This window comes from Bradyrhizobium sp. USDA 4354, assembly GCF_054060315.1.
On the sequence record NZ_JBSSDC010000001.1, the window covers coordinates 7,117,337 to 7,132,012 of the forward strand.

A 14,676-nucleotide genomic window follows, 5' to 3' on the forward strand; every position below is an offset into this window, starting at 1 on the left:
CCGAGGCGATCCACTCTCGTGCCCCGGACGCAGCGCAGCACTTCCCTGGCGATGCGAAGCATCGTCCAGTTCAGTGATGCGCTGCTGAGCCGGGGCCCATGCAGCCGGTTACCTCGACTACACCGCCATCTTCCGATGCAGCACCGGCGCGCCGGTGGTGAGGCTTTCCGCCGCATCGATGATGGCGTTGGCGTCGATACCGTAGTGGCGATAAAGGTCCGCGATGCTGCCGGTCTGGCCGAACTGCTCGACGCCGAGCGCCTCGACGCGATGGCCGCGGACGCTGCCGAGCCAGCCGAGCGCGGCAGGATGGCCGTCGATCACAGTCACGATGCCGCAGTCGCGCGGCAGCGGCGCCAGCAGCTTTTCGATGTGGCTGAGATGCTGCACGCCGCGGCGATCGCGCCGCAATTTCCGTGCGGCGGTCCAGCCCGCGTGGAGACGGTCGGCCGAGGTGATCGCGAGCAGGCCGACGTCGCGGCGGCTCTCGCCGATGAAGCCGGTGGCCTCGATCGCCTCGGGCGCAACCGCGCCGGTATAGGCGATCACGACCTCGGCGTTCGGACCCGGCTTGCGCAGCCAATAGGCGCCGTCGGTGATGCCCTGCCTCAGCTCGCCCGTCATGATCCGCTGCGCCTGCTCGATCGAGCGGGTGGAGAGGCGCAAGTAAACGGAACCGCCCTCGCCCGGATCGCGCTGCATGTGGTCAAAACCGAAAGCCATGATCACGGCGAGCTCGTCGACGAAGGCCGGCTCGAACGAGGCGAGGCCATCCTGCGCCATGCCGATCAAGGGCGTTGCGATCGATTGGTGCGCGCCGCCCTCGGGCGCGAGCGTGATGCCGGACGGCGTCGCCGCCACCATGAAGCGCGCATCCTGATAGCAGGCATAGTTGAGCGCATCGAGGCCGCGCTCGATGAAGGGATCGTAGAGCGTGCCGACCGGCAGCAGCCGCTCGCCGTTGATCTGGTGCGACAGGCCGAGCGCGGAGAGCATGATGAACAGGTTCATCTCGGCAATGCCGAGCTCGAGATGCTGGCCCTTCGGCGACGCATCCCAATTGTAGGTCGATGGAATTTTCTCGCTGCGGAATAAGTCCGCTTTCTCGGCGCGGGCGAACAGGCCCCGCCGGTTCACCCAGGGCCCGAGATTGGTCGAGACGGTGACGTCGGGCGAGGTCGTGACGATGCGCTTTGCCAATTCGCTGTCGCTGCGCGCGATCTCGTTCAGCACGAGGCCAAAGCCCTGCTGGGTCGACATCTGCGGCGACGGCTTGAAGGCGAGCTGCGCGGGCACCTCGACGACGGGCGCGCTCAAGCGGCGGCCGTCCTGGTTGAACGGCACCCGCACGAGGAAAGCCTCAAGCTCGGCCGCATCCTGCGTCAGGCCTTCGAACTTGTCCCATTCGTGCCCGGGGCGGATGTTCTGGCTGTCGCGATACTTCTCCATCTGTGCGACCGTCATCAGGCCGGCGTGGTTGTCCTTGTGGCCCTGGAACGGCAGGCCGACGCCCTTGATGGTGTAGGCGATGAAGCAGACCGGGCGATCGTGGTCGATGGAGTCGAAGGCCTCGAGCATGCTCGCCATGTCGTGACCGCCGAGGTTCGACATCAGCGCCAGCAATTCCTCGTCGCTGCGCTTGTCGATCAGTTTCGTGATCGGACCCTGGTCGCCGATCTCGTCATGCAGATGCTTTCTGAAGGCCGCGCCGCCCTGGAAGCACAGAGCCGCATAGAGCGCGTTCGGGCAGTTGTCGATCCAGCGCTTGAGCGCCTCGCCGCCCGGCTCGGCAAAAGCCTCGCGCATCAGACGTCCGTATTTCACGATCACCACGTCCCAGCCGAAATTGCGGAACATGGTCTCGAACTTTTCCCAGAGCCCTTCGCGGACGACGGCGTCGAGCGACTGGCGGTTGTAGTCGACCACCCACCAGGTGTTGCGCAGGCCATGCTTCCAGCCCTCCGCCAGAGCCTCGAAAATGTTGCCCTCGTCCATCTCGGCATCGCCGACCAGCGCGATCATGCGCCCCTCGCGGCGATCCTTCATCCAGCCGTGTGCCTTGACGTAATCCTGCACCAGTGACGAGAACAGCGTCTGCGCGACGCCGAGGCCCACCGAGCCGGTGGAGAAATCGACGTCGTCGACGTCCTTCGTCCGCGAGGGATAGGATTGCGCGCCCTTGAAGCCGCGAAAATTCTCCAGCTTCTCGCGGCTCTGCCGGCCGAACAAATACTGGATGGCGTGGAACACCGGGCTCGCATGCGGCTTCACCGCGACGCGATCCTCGGGCCGCAGCACGTGGAAGTACAGCGCCGACATGATGGTCGCCAGCGAGGCGGAGGAGGCCTGGTGGCCACCGACCTTGAGTCCGTCAGCGTTGGAGCGGATATGGTTGGCGTGGTGGATGGTCCAGGACGACAGCCACAGCGTCTTGCGGCTCAGCGCGGTCAAGGTGTCGAGGCGGGCGGTATCGACGGGCATGGCAAGGCTCCCGGGAACAGGTGGCGCGATGATACGCCCGTGGGAGGCGCCAAACTTCTCAATTCTTCGCGCAATACACCCCGATATTGGGATACCATACTAATAATCGCCCGAAATTTGAAGGTCTATCCCAATGCCAGAGCTCGACGCCATCGACCGTAAAATCCTCGCGCTGCTTCAGGCCGACAGCCGGCTGACCATGCAGGAACTCGCCGACAAGGTCGGGCTCTCGGTCTCGCCCTGCCATCGCCGGGTCAAGCTGCTGGAGGAGCGCGGCGTCATCAGCCGCTATGTTGCGACCGTGGATCAGAAGGCGCTCGGCCTGCATGTCAGCGTCTTCATCTCGATCAAGCTGGCGCGGCAGAAGGAGGAGGATCTCAACCGCTTCGCGCGCGCGATCTCGAAATGGGACGAGGTGCTGGAGTGCTATCTGATGACTGGCAACCGCGACTATCTGCTCCGCGTCGTCGCCGCCGACCTCGCCTCCTACGAGACCTTCCTGAAGACCAAGCTGACCCGGCTCGACGGCATCGCCTCGATCGAGTCCAGCTTTGCGCTGAGCCAGGTGAAATATTCGATCGCACTGCCGGTGTGACCTGCCTCAGCGTGACAGAGCGGTTGTCACATGGGCGCAACAAAGCCCGCCGATGGTCGTTGGTAACACTGGCACCCTAGCCGAGAGAAGAAGCCCATGACCGCATCCGACCGCACCTTCCAAACCGCCAAGCGCGAGCGCATCATTCAGGAGATGGCCGACGACCTCGACGAGGAGCTGGAGATGGAGCTCGATGACACCAGGCTCGACGAGATCCTCGACGAGACGGGCACACTGAGGCCGACGGTCGATCGCAGGATCTATTTCCGCGAGCTGCTCCGCCTTCAGGGCGAATTGGTCAAGCTTCAGGACTGGGTGCAGAGCGAGAAGAAGAAAGTCGTGGTGCTGTTCGAGGGCCGCGACTCCGCCGGCAAGGGCGGCGTCATCAAGCGCATTACCCAGCGCCTCAATCCGCGCATCTGCCGCGTCGCGGCGCTTCCCGCCCCGAGCGAGCGCGAGCGCACGCAATGGTACTTCCAGCGCTACGTGTCGCACCTGCCGGCCGGCGGCGAGATCGTGCTGTTCGACCGCAGCTGGTACAACCGCGCCGGCGTCGAGCGCGTGATGGGCTTCTGCTCGGAGGAGGAGTACCAGGAATTCTTCAAGACGGTGCCCGAGTTCGAGCGCATGCTGATCCGCTCCGGCATCATCCTGGTCAAATACTGGTTCTCGATCACCGACGACGAGCAGCAGTTCCGCTTCACCATGCGCATCAAGGATCCGCTCAAGCAGTGGAAGCTGAGCCCGATGGACGTCGAGGCGCGCAGCCGCTGGGAGGCATACACCAAGGCCAAGGAAACGATGCTCGAGCACACGCACCTGCCGGACTCACCGTGGTGGATCGTCGATGCCGTCGACAAGAAGCGCGCGCGGCTCAACTGCATCGCGCATCTCCTCAGCCAGATCCCGTATCGGGAGGTCGCTCGCGCGCCGGTGATGCTGCCGCCGCGCGTCCGTCACCCCGACTATCAGCGCGGGCCGGTTCCGCCGGAGATGTACGTGCCGGAGAAGTACTGACGGGGGCGAACGAATTCGGCCTGCATGGATATGGCCGCAAACTCAGGTCTCGTAGGGTGGGCAAAGCGAAGCGTGCCCACCACCTGCGTTTGAATCGGGAAAGATGGAGGGCACGGCGCTTTGCGCCTTTGCCCACCCTACGAGACCGTCACCGCCACGGCTGCACGATGATCTTGGTGTGGGCCTCGGGATTGGCGAGATCGGTGAACGCCTTGGCGACGCCGTCGATGTCAACTTGCCCCGTCACCATCGCAGCCGCATCCACCTGCCCTTCCGCGATCAGACGCAGCGAGCCTGCGAATTCGTCGGGCGTGTAGCCGAGCACGTATTGCACGTTGAGCTCCTTCATGATGCCGAGCATGGGCTCGTTTCTGTCTGCCTCCATGCAGACGCCCACCACGACAATGCGCGCATCGCGCGGCGCGCCCTCGAACACCTGCTGGAGCAGGCCGGGCACGCCGACACATTCGAAGATGATCGCAGGCTTCAGCGCCGGCAACATGGCCTGGAACGGCGGCCGCGCCGCCTTCTCCGCCTCCGACATCTGCGCGTGCTCGGCCCAGGTCGCATAAGGCTGCGACAGCCTGGGATCGACGACGATATCGGCGCCGAGCTTGGCCGCGAGCGCGCGCCGTGCCGGCGAATAGTCGGCGGCGACGATCGGATGCAGTCCCCGAAGCTTCAGCGCGGCGATGACCGCCAGCCCGACCGGGCCGCAGCCGATCACGAGCGGTACCTCGCCGCCGCCTATATTGGCTTTGGCGACGGCGTGGACCCCGACCGCGAGCGGCTCGGTCAGCGCCGCATGCTCCGGCGCAAGACCGTTAGGCACTTCGAGCAGCAGCGCTTCGCTCAGCAGCATCGCCTCGGCATAGCCGCCGATATTGTCGTTGGAATAGCCGATGCCTTCGATGCCCGCAGGCGTCACCAGCGCCGGCAGCGAGCAGACGTGGGTGCCCGGCTTGAGCTTGCGCGCGGTGCCGGGACCGTAGTCGACAATCTCGCAGCAGAACTCATGGCCGAACACGACGTCGCGGCTGAGATCCATCGGCTTGCGCCCAACCTTCTTCGCCATCTCCACCATGCGATGGGCGTGCTGGCGCGCGTGCAGGTCGGAGCCGCAGATGCCGCAGGCGAGCGTCTTGACCAGCACCTGGCCGGGGCCCGGCGTCGGCTCGGCCATCCGGCCAACGACAATCTCACCGTTCCTGAAAATCGCGGCGCGCATCCGGCTCCTCCCGTATCGTTTGGAGCGTTGATACCACGACGCCGAGTGCGCGAACTTGCGTCAGGCGTTCGGCGAACGCTCTTCCAGCACCAGGAGCTGGGCACGGCGGACGCGCTCGCGATGAGCGATGTAGAGGCCGCTGGCAACGATGAAGGCTGCACCGACGACGGTCCAGATGCTCGGGACCTCGCCGAAGATGAAGAAGCCGAGAATGCTGACCCACAACAATTGGGAGTAGGAAAACGGCGCCAGCACCGAGGCATCGCCGTAGCGGTAAGCAAGCACGACGATCCACTGCCCCGCGGACGAGGCGACGCCGATGAAGATGCCGAGTGCGATCGCGGTCCAGGACGGCGTCACCCATACGAACGGCACAATTGCGGTGAGGATCGCAAGGCCGGTCAGGGACGAATAGGCCATGGTGGTGACGACGGCCTCGCGGCCGCTCATCATGCGCGTCAGGATCAGCGTGCCGGCCCAGCAGGCGGCCGAGACCAACGGAAAGAATGCGGCGGGGTGAAACGCGCTGGTGCCCGGGCGCAGGATGATCAGCACCCCGATGAGGCCGAGCGCGGTCGCGAGCCAGCGGCGCATGCCGACCTTCTCGCCCAGGAAGACGATCGAGAGCGCCGTGACGAACAGCGGCGCGACGAAGCCGGTGGCGGAAGCCTCCGCGATCGGGAGGAAGCCGAGGCCCGTGATGAAGAACAGCGAGGAGCCGAGCAGTGCCGCCCCGCGCATCACGTGAAGGCCCGGACGCTTGGTGCGCATCGCATAGAGCGGCGACGCGGGCAGCATCACCGGCGTGAACAGCAGCGTGAAGGTGAGGAAGCGGATCCAGGTGATCTCGATCGAGGGCAGGCTGGTCGAGAGATATTTCGCGGCGGTGTCGGAGCAGCCGAGGAACACCGTCGACAGCAGGATCAGTGCGATGCCCTTGAAGGGATGATCGACGCGCGCAGGCGCGCGGCGAGCCTGCTGCTTCTTCTCGGGCACAGGCATGGGAATACTGTCGAGCCTTGCGGCTGCGGCGGGCGGCGGTGTCACGGCTGGAACCCGGGCAAAATGCGAATCGAGAACAGCCGTAAAAAACGACAAATGCCCCGCATTCACAACTTCCGAAAACAGGATGCCGATATGCGCGAGCCGCCGCGCGCGTCAATGCTCCGTTAATAATGCCCGTTGTGCACTACAGCATGGGCAGGCTGCGCGGCTTCGGTCCGCGCGGGAACGCCGCATCAAGCGCAGCAATTTCGTCTTTCGTCAGCACGAGATCGCCTGCCGCCGCATTTTCGCCGGCGTGTTCCGCGGACGAGGCCTTCGGGATCGCGAATACCGTAGCCGCACGGGCCAGGAAGCTCAGCGCGACCTGACGCGGCGTCGCGCGATGCGCCTCCGCGATGCGCGCCAGCACGGCGCCGCCCTTGCTGCTGCTTGCGGGGAAATCATCATGACCGAACGGCGAGTAGGCGACGACGGCGACATTATGCCGTTCGCACCACGGGATCACCGCATGCTCGATCGCGCGTTCTTTCAAATGATAGAGCACCTGGTTACAGGCGATCCGCCCCTTGCCTGAGACTTCGAGAATCTCGTCGAGATCGTCGGCGTCGAAATTGGAAACGCCCCAGGATTTGATCTTGCCTGATTGCACCAGCTCTTCGAACGCAGCGACGGTGTCCTCGAGTGGATAGGAACCGCGCCAATGCAAGAGATAACAGTCGAGCCGGTCAGTCTTGAGCCGCTTCAGCGAGCGCTCGCAGGCCGTGATGGTGCCGCGGCGCGAGGCGTTGCTCGGCAGCACTTTTGAAACGAGGAACACCTCATCGCGCCGGCCCGCAATCGCATCCGCAATGACGAGCTCGGCATCGCCGTACATCTCGGCAGTGTCGATATGGGTCATGCCGAGATCGAGCCCGCGCTGAAGCGCCGCGATCGCGCGCTTGCGGTCGCCATGGTCGAGATACCAGGTGCCCTGCCCGATGACGGAAACATTGACGCCGGTCTTGCCGAAGGGGTTTGTGTTCATGCTTATTCCTTCAGATGCCCTAGAGCCCGCCGATATCGGCCACCAGCACACTGCCGGTCGCCGACTCCGTGATATAGAGCCGATCCCAGTTTTCGCCACCGATCGCGACATTGGTGCAATTCGGTCCCGCGCACGACTTGATCCGCGCGATTAGTTCCCCGTTCGGCGCGAACACGAAGACGTGGCCGAGCGAGGCGTGGCCGACGAACAGGCGGCCCTTGGCATCCATGGTCAAACCATCAGGGCCGCTGGCGCCGAACAGCGAGCAGAAGCGGCCGACCTTGGACACGCTGCCGTCCCTCATGAACGGCAGCCGCCACACCGCGTTGTCCCGCGTCATCGCGACGAACAGCACGGTTTCGGTCGGGTCGAGCACCAGGCCGTTCGGACTGATACCGGTGTCGAGCAGGCAGTCGAGGCGGCCGTTCGATGCCAGCCGATAAACCCGGCCACTCGGATCATGCAGGCCGGTCTGGCCCTGGTCGGTGAAATAGATATCGCCGTTGGAGGCGAGATGCAGATCGTTGCAGCCGCGAAACGATTCCGAGTTGCGCGCAGTCAGAATGGGCTTGACGCGGCCGGCTTCGGCATCGAGCTCCATGATGCCGTGCCTGTAGTCCGCGACCAGGATGCGTCCGTCGGATGCGATCTTCAGGCCGTTCGGCCATCCCTCATATTCGGTCACGAGCGACCATTCGCCGTCAGGCGCGATGCGAAAGATGCGGCCGAACGGAATGTCGACGATGTAGAGATTGCCATCCTTGTCGAAGGATGGCCCCTCGATGAAACTGTCGGTCGGCATGTTCGGCCGGTTGGCATCGGCCCAATCGGTTCGTACGCCCTTGCGGCGGAATTTGTCGGGCATTGCGGAGAACAGCCTGGTCTCGATCAGGCGCGGCGGCGTTTCCAGGTACATGATTGTTGCTTTTGCGCGTGTTGAGGGGAAGATCCCGGCAACATAGGTCACAATCGAAGGCGCGTCGATTGGGCGGAGGGGATGGCTGCGTCCACGCCGCTCTCGTGTCCCGGACGCGCTGCAGCGTGAAACGCTGCTGCGCAGAGCCGGGACCCAGAAAAGTCAAACACTCCGCTGTTGGATGGGCCCCGGCTCTGCACCGCACCGTCGCACCGGACGATGCTTCGCATCGCCGGGAGACGCTGCGCTGCGTCCGGGGCACGAGATCGTCGTTTTTGTGCGCACCTGCATCAACACCGTCATTGCGAGCGAAGCGAAGCAATCCAGAATCCCTCAGCGGAAAGACTCTGGATTGCTTCGCTTCGCTCGCAATGACGATGGAGAAAGCCAGCCCTACCCCGCCGCGCTTGCGACCTTCGCCTGCTTTGCCGGCGCTACCTCCGTCGTGGCGATCAGGCGTTTCAGTTCGGGGATGCAGGAGCCGCAATTGGTGCCGGCCTTGAGCTTGGCGCCGATGTCGGCGGCGGTGCGCGCGCCGCCAGCAATGCTGTCGCAGATGGTGCCGCGGCCGACGCCGAAGCAGGCGCAGACGATCGGGCCGGTCGAGGCCGCGCCTTCGCTGGACTTGCCTGATAGCAGCATGCGGCGCTGATCGTCGGTGACGTGGTCGGCGACGAACAGGCTCTTCACCACCTCCCAATCGCCGGCGTCGTGCGCCGGGCCGACGAACATGCAGGTCTCGATGCGGTCGCCAACAAACGAAGCCGCGCGAAAAACGCCGCCGCCGAAATCGCGGTACTCGGCAACGTCCTCACCGGCGACGCCCTCGAGCCAGGCCGGCCAGCGAGCGAGGTCCGCATTGTCGGCGAAAAGATAGCCGAAGCCGCCCGCCACCGTGACGCGGGTCCACAACAGGTTCTGCGGCAGGTCGAGTTGCTTGCGCGACAGCGCGAAGCCGCGGAAGACGAATTCGTAAGGCGCGACCGCGGCCGGCGTCGCCTTCGATTCCGGCTGCCCCGAGAACGGATCGGTGAAGGACTGCACCAGCGCACCGACGCGGCCATGCGAGGTGTTCATCGCGCTCCAATGGATCGGCACGAACAGGGTGCCGCGCTGCTGCCGCTCGCTCACGACAACCTTCAGGATGCACTGGCCGTAATCGGTGGTGATGCGGGCGTAGCCGTCATGGGCGATGCCATATTTGCTGGCGTCGTCGGGATGAATCTCGACGAACGGCTCGGGCAGATGCGCGCCCAGCCGCTGGCTGAGACCCGTGCGCGTCATGGTGTGCCATTGGTCGCGGATGCGCCCGGTGTTGAGCCGCAGGGGGCGCGACGGACCGGTCTCGCCGCGCAGCGTCGGCACCTCCGGCACGACGAAGCGGCCCTTGCCGTCATTGGTGAAGAAGCCGCCCTGCGCGAAGAAGCGTTCGCCGGGCATTCCGCCTTCACGCGCCGGCCACTGCACCGGCCTCAAGGCGTCGAAGGCTTCGTCCGACAAAGAGGCCAGCGCGCCGATGTCGAAATCGCGGCCGCCGTCGTTCTCGAAGGCCGAGAGCGCGGCGTGCTCGCGGAAGATATCGGCGGCCGACTTGTAGTTGAAACTGTCGCCGAAGCCGAGGCGCTTTGCGGTCTCGCTCAGGATCCACCAATCGGGGCGCGCCTCGCCCGGCGCCGGCAGGAACGAGCGCTGGCGCGAGATGCGCCGCTCGGAATTGGTCACCGTGCCCAACTTCTCACCCCAGGCGAGCGCCGGCAGCAGCACATGCGGGCCGGCCTCGACCGTGTCGTTGGAGAGCACGTTCTCGGAGACCACGAACAGCTCGAGCTTCTTCAGCGCATCGCGAACCATGTCGGCATCTGGCAGCGATACCGCCGGGTTGGTGCCCATCACCCAGAGCGCCTTGACCTCGCCGCGGTTGATCGCTTCGAACAATTGCACCGCCTTCAGTCCCTCATGGGTGGCGATGCGCGGCGCCTTCCAGAACCGCCTGACCCGGTCGATGTCGGGCGGCGTGAAACCCATATGCGCGGCGAGCATATTGGCGAGCCCGCCGACCTCGCGGCCGCCCATCGCGTTGGGCTGGCCGGTGAGCGAGAACGGCGAGGCGCCTGGCTTGCCGATGCGCCCCGTCGCAAGATGGCAGTTCAGGATGGCGTTGACCTTGTCGGTGCCCTGCGCCGACTGGTTGACCCCTTGCGAATAGAGCGTGACGACCTTCTCGGTGTCGCGGAACATCTTGAAGAAGGCGGAGACGTCCTGCTCGGAGAGGCCCGTGGCAAGCGCCGTCGCGCCGACGCTGCCGGCGATGTTGCGCGCGCGAACCAGCGCGTCGTCGAAACCGCTGGTGTTCTGCGCGATGTAGTCCTGGTCCAGTGCGCCGCTGTCGGCGAGATGCACGAACAGGCCGGAGAACAATGCGGTATCCGTGCCGGGCTTGAGGCCGAGGAACAGCTCGACATCGCTGGCGGTGTCGGTGCGGCGCGGATCGATCACGATCATGCGCGCGCCGCGTTCCTGCCTGTTCTTCAGCATCCGCTGGAACAGCACGGGATGGCACCAGGCTGCATTCGAGCCGACGAAGACCAGCAGATCGGCCTGGTCGAGATCCTCGTAGCAGCCGGGCACGGTGTCGGCGCCGAAGGCGCGGCGATGGCCCGCGACCGAGGACGACATGCAGAGCCGCGAATTGGTGTCGACGTTGGCGGTGCCGACAAACCCTTTCATCAGCTTGTTGGCGACGTAATAGTCCTCGGTGAGGAGTTGGCCGGAGAGATAGAAGGCAACCGCATCGGCGCCGTCGCGCGCCACGATGTGCTGCATGCGGTGGGCGACGTGGTCGAGTGCATCGCTCCAGGCGACCCGTTCCAGCACACCCTTGCAGCGGATCATCGGATAGAGCAGCCGGCTTTCGAGCCCGACGGTCTCGCCGAGTGCGGAGCCCTTGGAGCACAGCCGGCCGAAATTGGCGGGATGGTCAGGATCGCCCGCGATCGCCGCGCCACCCCTCCCGTCGGGCGTCGCCAGCACGCCGCAGCCGACGCCGCAATAAGGACAGGTCGTCTTGGTGGTGCGGAGATTTGGATCGATCGCCGTCATATCAAGCCGCTTTCGAAGGCTGCGCAAGCGCGCGGCCGAACATCATGTCGGTGCGGATCGCTGCGACCTTGTCGCGGTTGCGGATCAGCTCGAGGTACCAGAGCGCATCGACGGTATCGCCGATCAGCACCGCCCCAGTGAGCCGGCCGTCGGCGATCACGAGCTTCTTGTAGGTGCCACGTCTGCGGTCCGACAGCACGAGGCTCTCGCTGCCCTCCCCGCCCATGAAGTCGCCGGCGGAAAACACGCTGACGCCGGAGACCTTGAGGTTGGTCGAGACCACGCTGCCCTGATAGGCGGCGGGCCGGCCGGCCAGATGCCGCGCCAGCACCCGCGCCTGCTCATAGGCCGGCTCGACCAGGCCATAGCAGGTGCCGCGATGCTCGGCGCATTCGCCGAGCGCGAAAATGTCGGACGAGGAGGTCTGCATCACGTCGTTGACGACGACGCCGCGATTGACCGCAATCCCCGCCTCTTTCGCCAGCGCCACGTTCGGCTTGATGCCGGCGGCGAAGATCACGGCGTCGGCCTCGATGCGGCTGCCGTCGGCGAGCTCGACAGCCTGGACATGACCGTCGCCATGGATGCATTTCGTGCTGGCGTTGAGCAGGATGCGGATGCCCTTGCGCTCGACCAGCGTCTTGAGCAGATCGGCGGCCGGCGGATCGAGCTGGCGCTCCATCAGCCGGTCCATCAGATGCAGCAGCGTCACGGGGGCACCGGCCTTGGCGAGGCCGTAGGCAGCCTCGAGACCGAGCAGACCGCCGCCGACCACGACGACGCGCTTCTTCGCCGCAGCCAGCGTCAGCAGCAGATCGACATCGCGGGTGTCGCGAAACGTGTGCACGCCGCCAAGATCGGCGCCCGGCACGTTGAGCCGCAGCGGCGTCGATCCCGTGGCGAGCACGAGCTTGGAATATTCCATGCTCTCTTCGCCTGCGATCTTGAGCTCGCGGCGGCCGACATCGATCTCGGTGACGCGATAGCCGTAGCGCACCGTGACGCCGCGGTTTCGCCACCAATCGGCCGGCCGCAGCTCGATCTCGTGCGAGCCGGTCTCGCCGGCCAGCACCGAGGAGAGCAGCACGCGGTTGTAAGCGAGCCGCGGCTCTTCGCCGATCACGGCGACCGCGTAGCGGCCGAGCGCGGTCTTGGCGAGCTCGTCGACCAGACGCGCGGCCGCCATACCGTTACCGACGATGACCAGCGGTTCACTCACAGCGCATCTCCTATTCGGCGGCCTGCGCTTGCGCGCCGTAGGCCTCGGATATCATGTAGCCGGACAGCACGTCGTAGGCGTCGGTCCAGGCTGTGGCGAGCTCGGGCGTCCAGGCCTCGCCAAGGCCCTTCTCGAGGGTCCACAGCAAGGTCGCGCCGACCACGGGGTAGTGCTCGGCCTTGGCGCCGTAGGCGACGTGGCGCTTGGCGAGCGCCGAGGCCGCGGGAAGAATCGAGTCCAGGTTCGACAGGCCGCCGACCACGGCGGCGAGCATGCCCATCAGCTTCTTGCGCTGCTCGGTCATGTCCTGGGGAAACATCGCGCGCACGGACGGAGCCACCTCGAACAGACGATCGTAGAACAGCACCGCAGCCTGCTCCGATATCGGCGCGACCTTGGAAAAGCTCTGCTGAATGAGGGTGATCTGTTCTGGCGTCATGATGTTCTCCTGTCTGTTTCGGTCTGCCTTCGTCCGCGCCGTTGCGGAAGAAGTTCATTGGTCAAACGTCATCAGAGAGACTCCTCCCCGCGTACGGGGAGAAGCGACATTCGTGCCAAGCGTCCATCTTCTGAGCATGATCTTGTCGGAAAACCGCTTCGCACTTTTCCGGATCATGCTCTACACACGCGCTTCGGCGAGGCTTGGCGCGCCTTCACCCTGCGGGCTGCGACGCAGGTAGAACCACCAGGTCAGAGCGAGGCAGGACGCGTAGAAGCCGAGATAGATCGCGAGCGCGAGCTGCGGCCCGCCGGTCATGGCGATCGACTTGCCGAAACCGCTCGGGATCAGATAGCCGCCGACAGCACCGATCGCGCCGATGAAGCCGACCGCCGCGCCGCTCTCGATGCTCGCGGTCTTCAGGGCAGCCGAACGCGCGACATCGCCCTTGCCGCGCACCTTGAACAAATTCTCCTCACGGAAGATCGAGGGGATCATGCGGTAGGTCGAGCCGTTGCCGATGCCCGTCGTCACGAACAGGATCAGGAACATCGACAGGAAGCCGATGAAATCCTTCTGCCCGACGAAGTAGAGCACGCCGATCGTAGCGCCCGCCATCAGGATGAAATTCCAGAACGTGATGATGGAGCCGCCGATCCGGTCTGCGAGCCAGCCGCCGAGCGGACGCGACAGCGAGCCGACCAGCGGACCGAGGAAAGCGATCGAGATTGTCACGGTGGGGAACTGCGTCTTGATCAGCAGCGGAAACGCCGCGGAGTAGCCGATGAAGGATCCGAACGTGCCGATATAGAGATACGCCATGATCCAGGTGTGCTTGCGCTTGACGATCGCGACCTGGTTCTTCACTGAGGATTTCGCCGTGGTGAGGTTGTTCATGTAGAACACGGCGCCGAACACGGCGATCGCGATCGGCAGCACCCACATCAGGCCGGCGTTCTGCAGGAAGATGCCGTCCACCGGCGTCGCCTGGAACAGGTTGAAGACGGCGAGCGTCATCAGGATCGGGGTCAGGAGCTGCACGCTGGAGACGCCGATATTGCCGCCGGCAGCGTTGAGGCCGAGGGCCCATCCCTTCATCCGGTCGGGGAAGAAGAAGGAGATGTTGGTCATGCTCGAGGCGAAGTTGCCGCCGCCGAGACCCGCGGTCGAGGCGACCAGCAGCATCAGCCAGAACGGCGTGTCGGGCTGGCTCACGAAATAGGCAAGCGACAAGGTCGGAATGAACAGGATCGCCGCGCTGAAGATGGTCCAGTTGCGGCCGCCGAAGGTCGTGACCGCGAAAGTGTAGGGAAAACGGATCAAGGCGCCGATCAGGCCCGGCACGGCGATCAGCTGGAACAGCTGGTCGGTGGTGTAGTGAAAGCCCGCCTGCGGCAGCTTGGTGGTGACGATGCTCCAGATCAGCCAGACCGAGAAGCCGATATGCTCGGCCACGATCGACCAGATCAGATTGCGGCGCGCGATAGTCTTGCCGGTCGCATTCCAGAACGCCTCATCCTCGGGGCGCCAGTCTGAAATCCACGTAGGATTCTTCGTCATTGAGTATCCCTTCCAGGCTCACCGCTGCGTCGTTGCAGGCTCAGCCTCCGGTCACGGAGGCGCGCTCCGAGGCTTCACCCCCGGTGGCGAGTT

At 65.0% G+C, this 14,676-nt stretch carries 11 protein-coding genes; 2 read left to right on the plus strand and 9 right to left on the minus strand.

Annotated features, from left to right (window positions below):
• Positions 1–117: 117 nt before the first annotated feature.
• Positions 118–2,481, minus strand: coding sequence for a transketolase (locus tag ACVIIV_RS33065; protein WP_456747924.1), 2,364 nt, complete (start codon positions 2,479–2,481; stop codon positions 118–120).
• A gap of 133 nt (positions 2,482–2,614) precedes the next feature.
• On the opposite strand from ACVIIV_RS33065, the gene ACVIIV_RS33070 reads away from it, so the two are divergent.
• Together ACVIIV_RS33070 and ppk2 are read left to right on the plus strand one after the other, a co-directional pair.
• Positions 2,615–3,076 (plus strand): Lrp/AsnC family transcriptional regulator, encoded by a 462-nt coding sequence (locus tag ACVIIV_RS33070; protein WP_028144303.1) that lies wholly within the window; start codon positions 2,615–2,617, stop codon positions 3,074–3,076.
• Positions 3,077–3,172: 96 nt separating this feature from the next.
• Positions 3,173–4,093 carry a polyphosphate kinase 2 gene (gene ppk2 / locus ACVIIV_RS33075; protein ID WP_456747925.1) on the plus strand — a complete coding sequence of 307 codons (921 nt, stop codon included), beginning with the start codon at positions 3,173–3,175 and terminating at the stop codon, positions 4,091–4,093.
• A 148-nt stretch (positions 4,094–4,241) separates the two neighbouring features.
• Here the strand turns inward: ppk2 and ACVIIV_RS33080 are convergent, their stop codons facing one another.
• From ACVIIV_RS33080 to ACVIIV_RS33115, 8 genes are all read right to left on the minus strand, one after another.
• A complete protein-coding gene (locus ACVIIV_RS33080) occupies positions 4,242–5,321 on the minus strand; it encodes a zinc-binding dehydrogenase (protein ID WP_456747926.1) in 1,080 nt (359 codons plus the stop codon).
• A gap of 60 nt (positions 5,322–5,381) precedes the next feature.
• Positions 5,382–6,323, minus strand: coding sequence for a DMT family transporter (locus ACVIIV_RS33085; RefSeq protein ID WP_456748887.1), 942 nt, complete (start codon positions 6,321–6,323; stop codon positions 5,382–5,384).
• A gap of 187 nt (positions 6,324–6,510) precedes the next feature.
• A complete protein-coding gene (locus ACVIIV_RS33090) occupies positions 6,511–7,350 on the minus strand; it encodes an aldo/keto reductase (RefSeq protein WP_456747927.1) in 840 nt (279 codons plus the stop codon).
• A gap of 19 nt (positions 7,351–7,369) precedes the next feature.
• Complete coding sequence (locus ACVIIV_RS33095) at positions 7,370–8,266, minus strand: SMP-30/gluconolactonase/LRE family protein (protein ID WP_456747928.1); 897 nt, start codon at positions 8,264–8,266, stop codon at positions 7,370–7,372.
• A gap of 393 nt (positions 8,267–8,659) precedes the next feature.
• On the minus strand, positions 8,660–11,365 hold the full coding sequence (locus tag ACVIIV_RS33100; protein WP_456747929.1) for a nitrate reductase: 2,706 nt from the start codon (positions 11,363–11,365) through the stop codon (positions 8,660–8,662).
• A gap of 1 nt (position 11,366) precedes the next feature.
• Complete coding sequence (locus ACVIIV_RS33105) at positions 11,367–12,584, minus strand: NAD(P)/FAD-dependent oxidoreductase (RefSeq protein WP_456747930.1); 1,218 nt, start codon at positions 12,582–12,584, stop codon at positions 11,367–11,369.
• A gap of 10 nt (positions 12,585–12,594) precedes the next feature.
• Positions 12,595–13,023 (minus strand): globin family protein, encoded by a 429-nt coding sequence (locus tag ACVIIV_RS33110; protein WP_456747931.1) that lies wholly within the window; start codon positions 13,021–13,023, stop codon positions 12,595–12,597.
• A 180-nt stretch (positions 13,024–13,203) separates the two neighbouring features.
• Complete coding sequence (locus tag ACVIIV_RS33115) at positions 13,204–14,583, minus strand: MFS transporter (RefSeq protein ID WP_456747932.1); 1,380 nt, start codon at positions 14,581–14,583, stop codon at positions 13,204–13,206.
• Positions 14,584–14,676: the final 93 nt, after the last annotated feature.

Excerpts from the sequence above, each read along its gene's own strand:
- ACVIIV_RS33100 (WP_456747929.1), bottom strand. The coding sequence starts at position 11,365 with ATGACGGCGATCGATCCAAATCTCCGCACCACCAAGACGACCTGTCCT.
- ACVIIV_RS33080 (WP_456747926.1), bottom strand. The coding sequence starts at position 5,321 with ATGCGCGCCGCGATTTTCAGGAACGGTGAGATTGTCGTTGGCCGGATG.
- ACVIIV_RS33085 (WP_456748887.1), bottom strand. The coding sequence starts at position 6,323 with ATGCCTGTGCCCGAGAAGAAGCAGCAGGCTCGCCGCGCGCCTGCGCGC.
- ACVIIV_RS33070 (WP_028144303.1), top strand. The coding sequence starts at position 2,615 with ATGCCAGAGCTCGACGCCATCGACCGTAAAATCCTCGCGCTGCTTCAG.
- ACVIIV_RS33090 (WP_456747927.1), bottom strand. The coding sequence starts at position 7,350 with ATGAACACAAACCCCTTCGGCAAGACCGGCGTCAATGTTTCCGTCATC.
- ACVIIV_RS33115 (WP_456747932.1), bottom strand. The coding sequence starts at position 14,583 with ATGACGAAGAATCCTACGTGGATTTCAGACTGGCGCCCCGAGGATGAG.
- ACVIIV_RS33065 (WP_456747924.1), bottom strand. The coding sequence starts at position 2,481 with ATGCCCGTCGATACCGCCCGCCTCGACACCTTGACCGCGCTGAGCCGC.
- ACVIIV_RS33095 (WP_456747928.1), bottom strand. The coding sequence starts at position 8,266 with ATGTACCTGGAAACGCCGCCGCGCCTGATCGAGACCAGGCTGTTCTCC.
- ppk2 (WP_456747925.1), top strand. The coding sequence starts at position 3,173 with ATGACCGCATCCGACCGCACCTTCCAAACCGCCAAGCGCGAGCGCATC.
- ACVIIV_RS33110 (WP_456747931.1), bottom strand. The coding sequence starts at position 13,023 with ATGACGCCAGAACAGATCACCCTCATTCAGCAGAGCTTTTCCAAGGTC.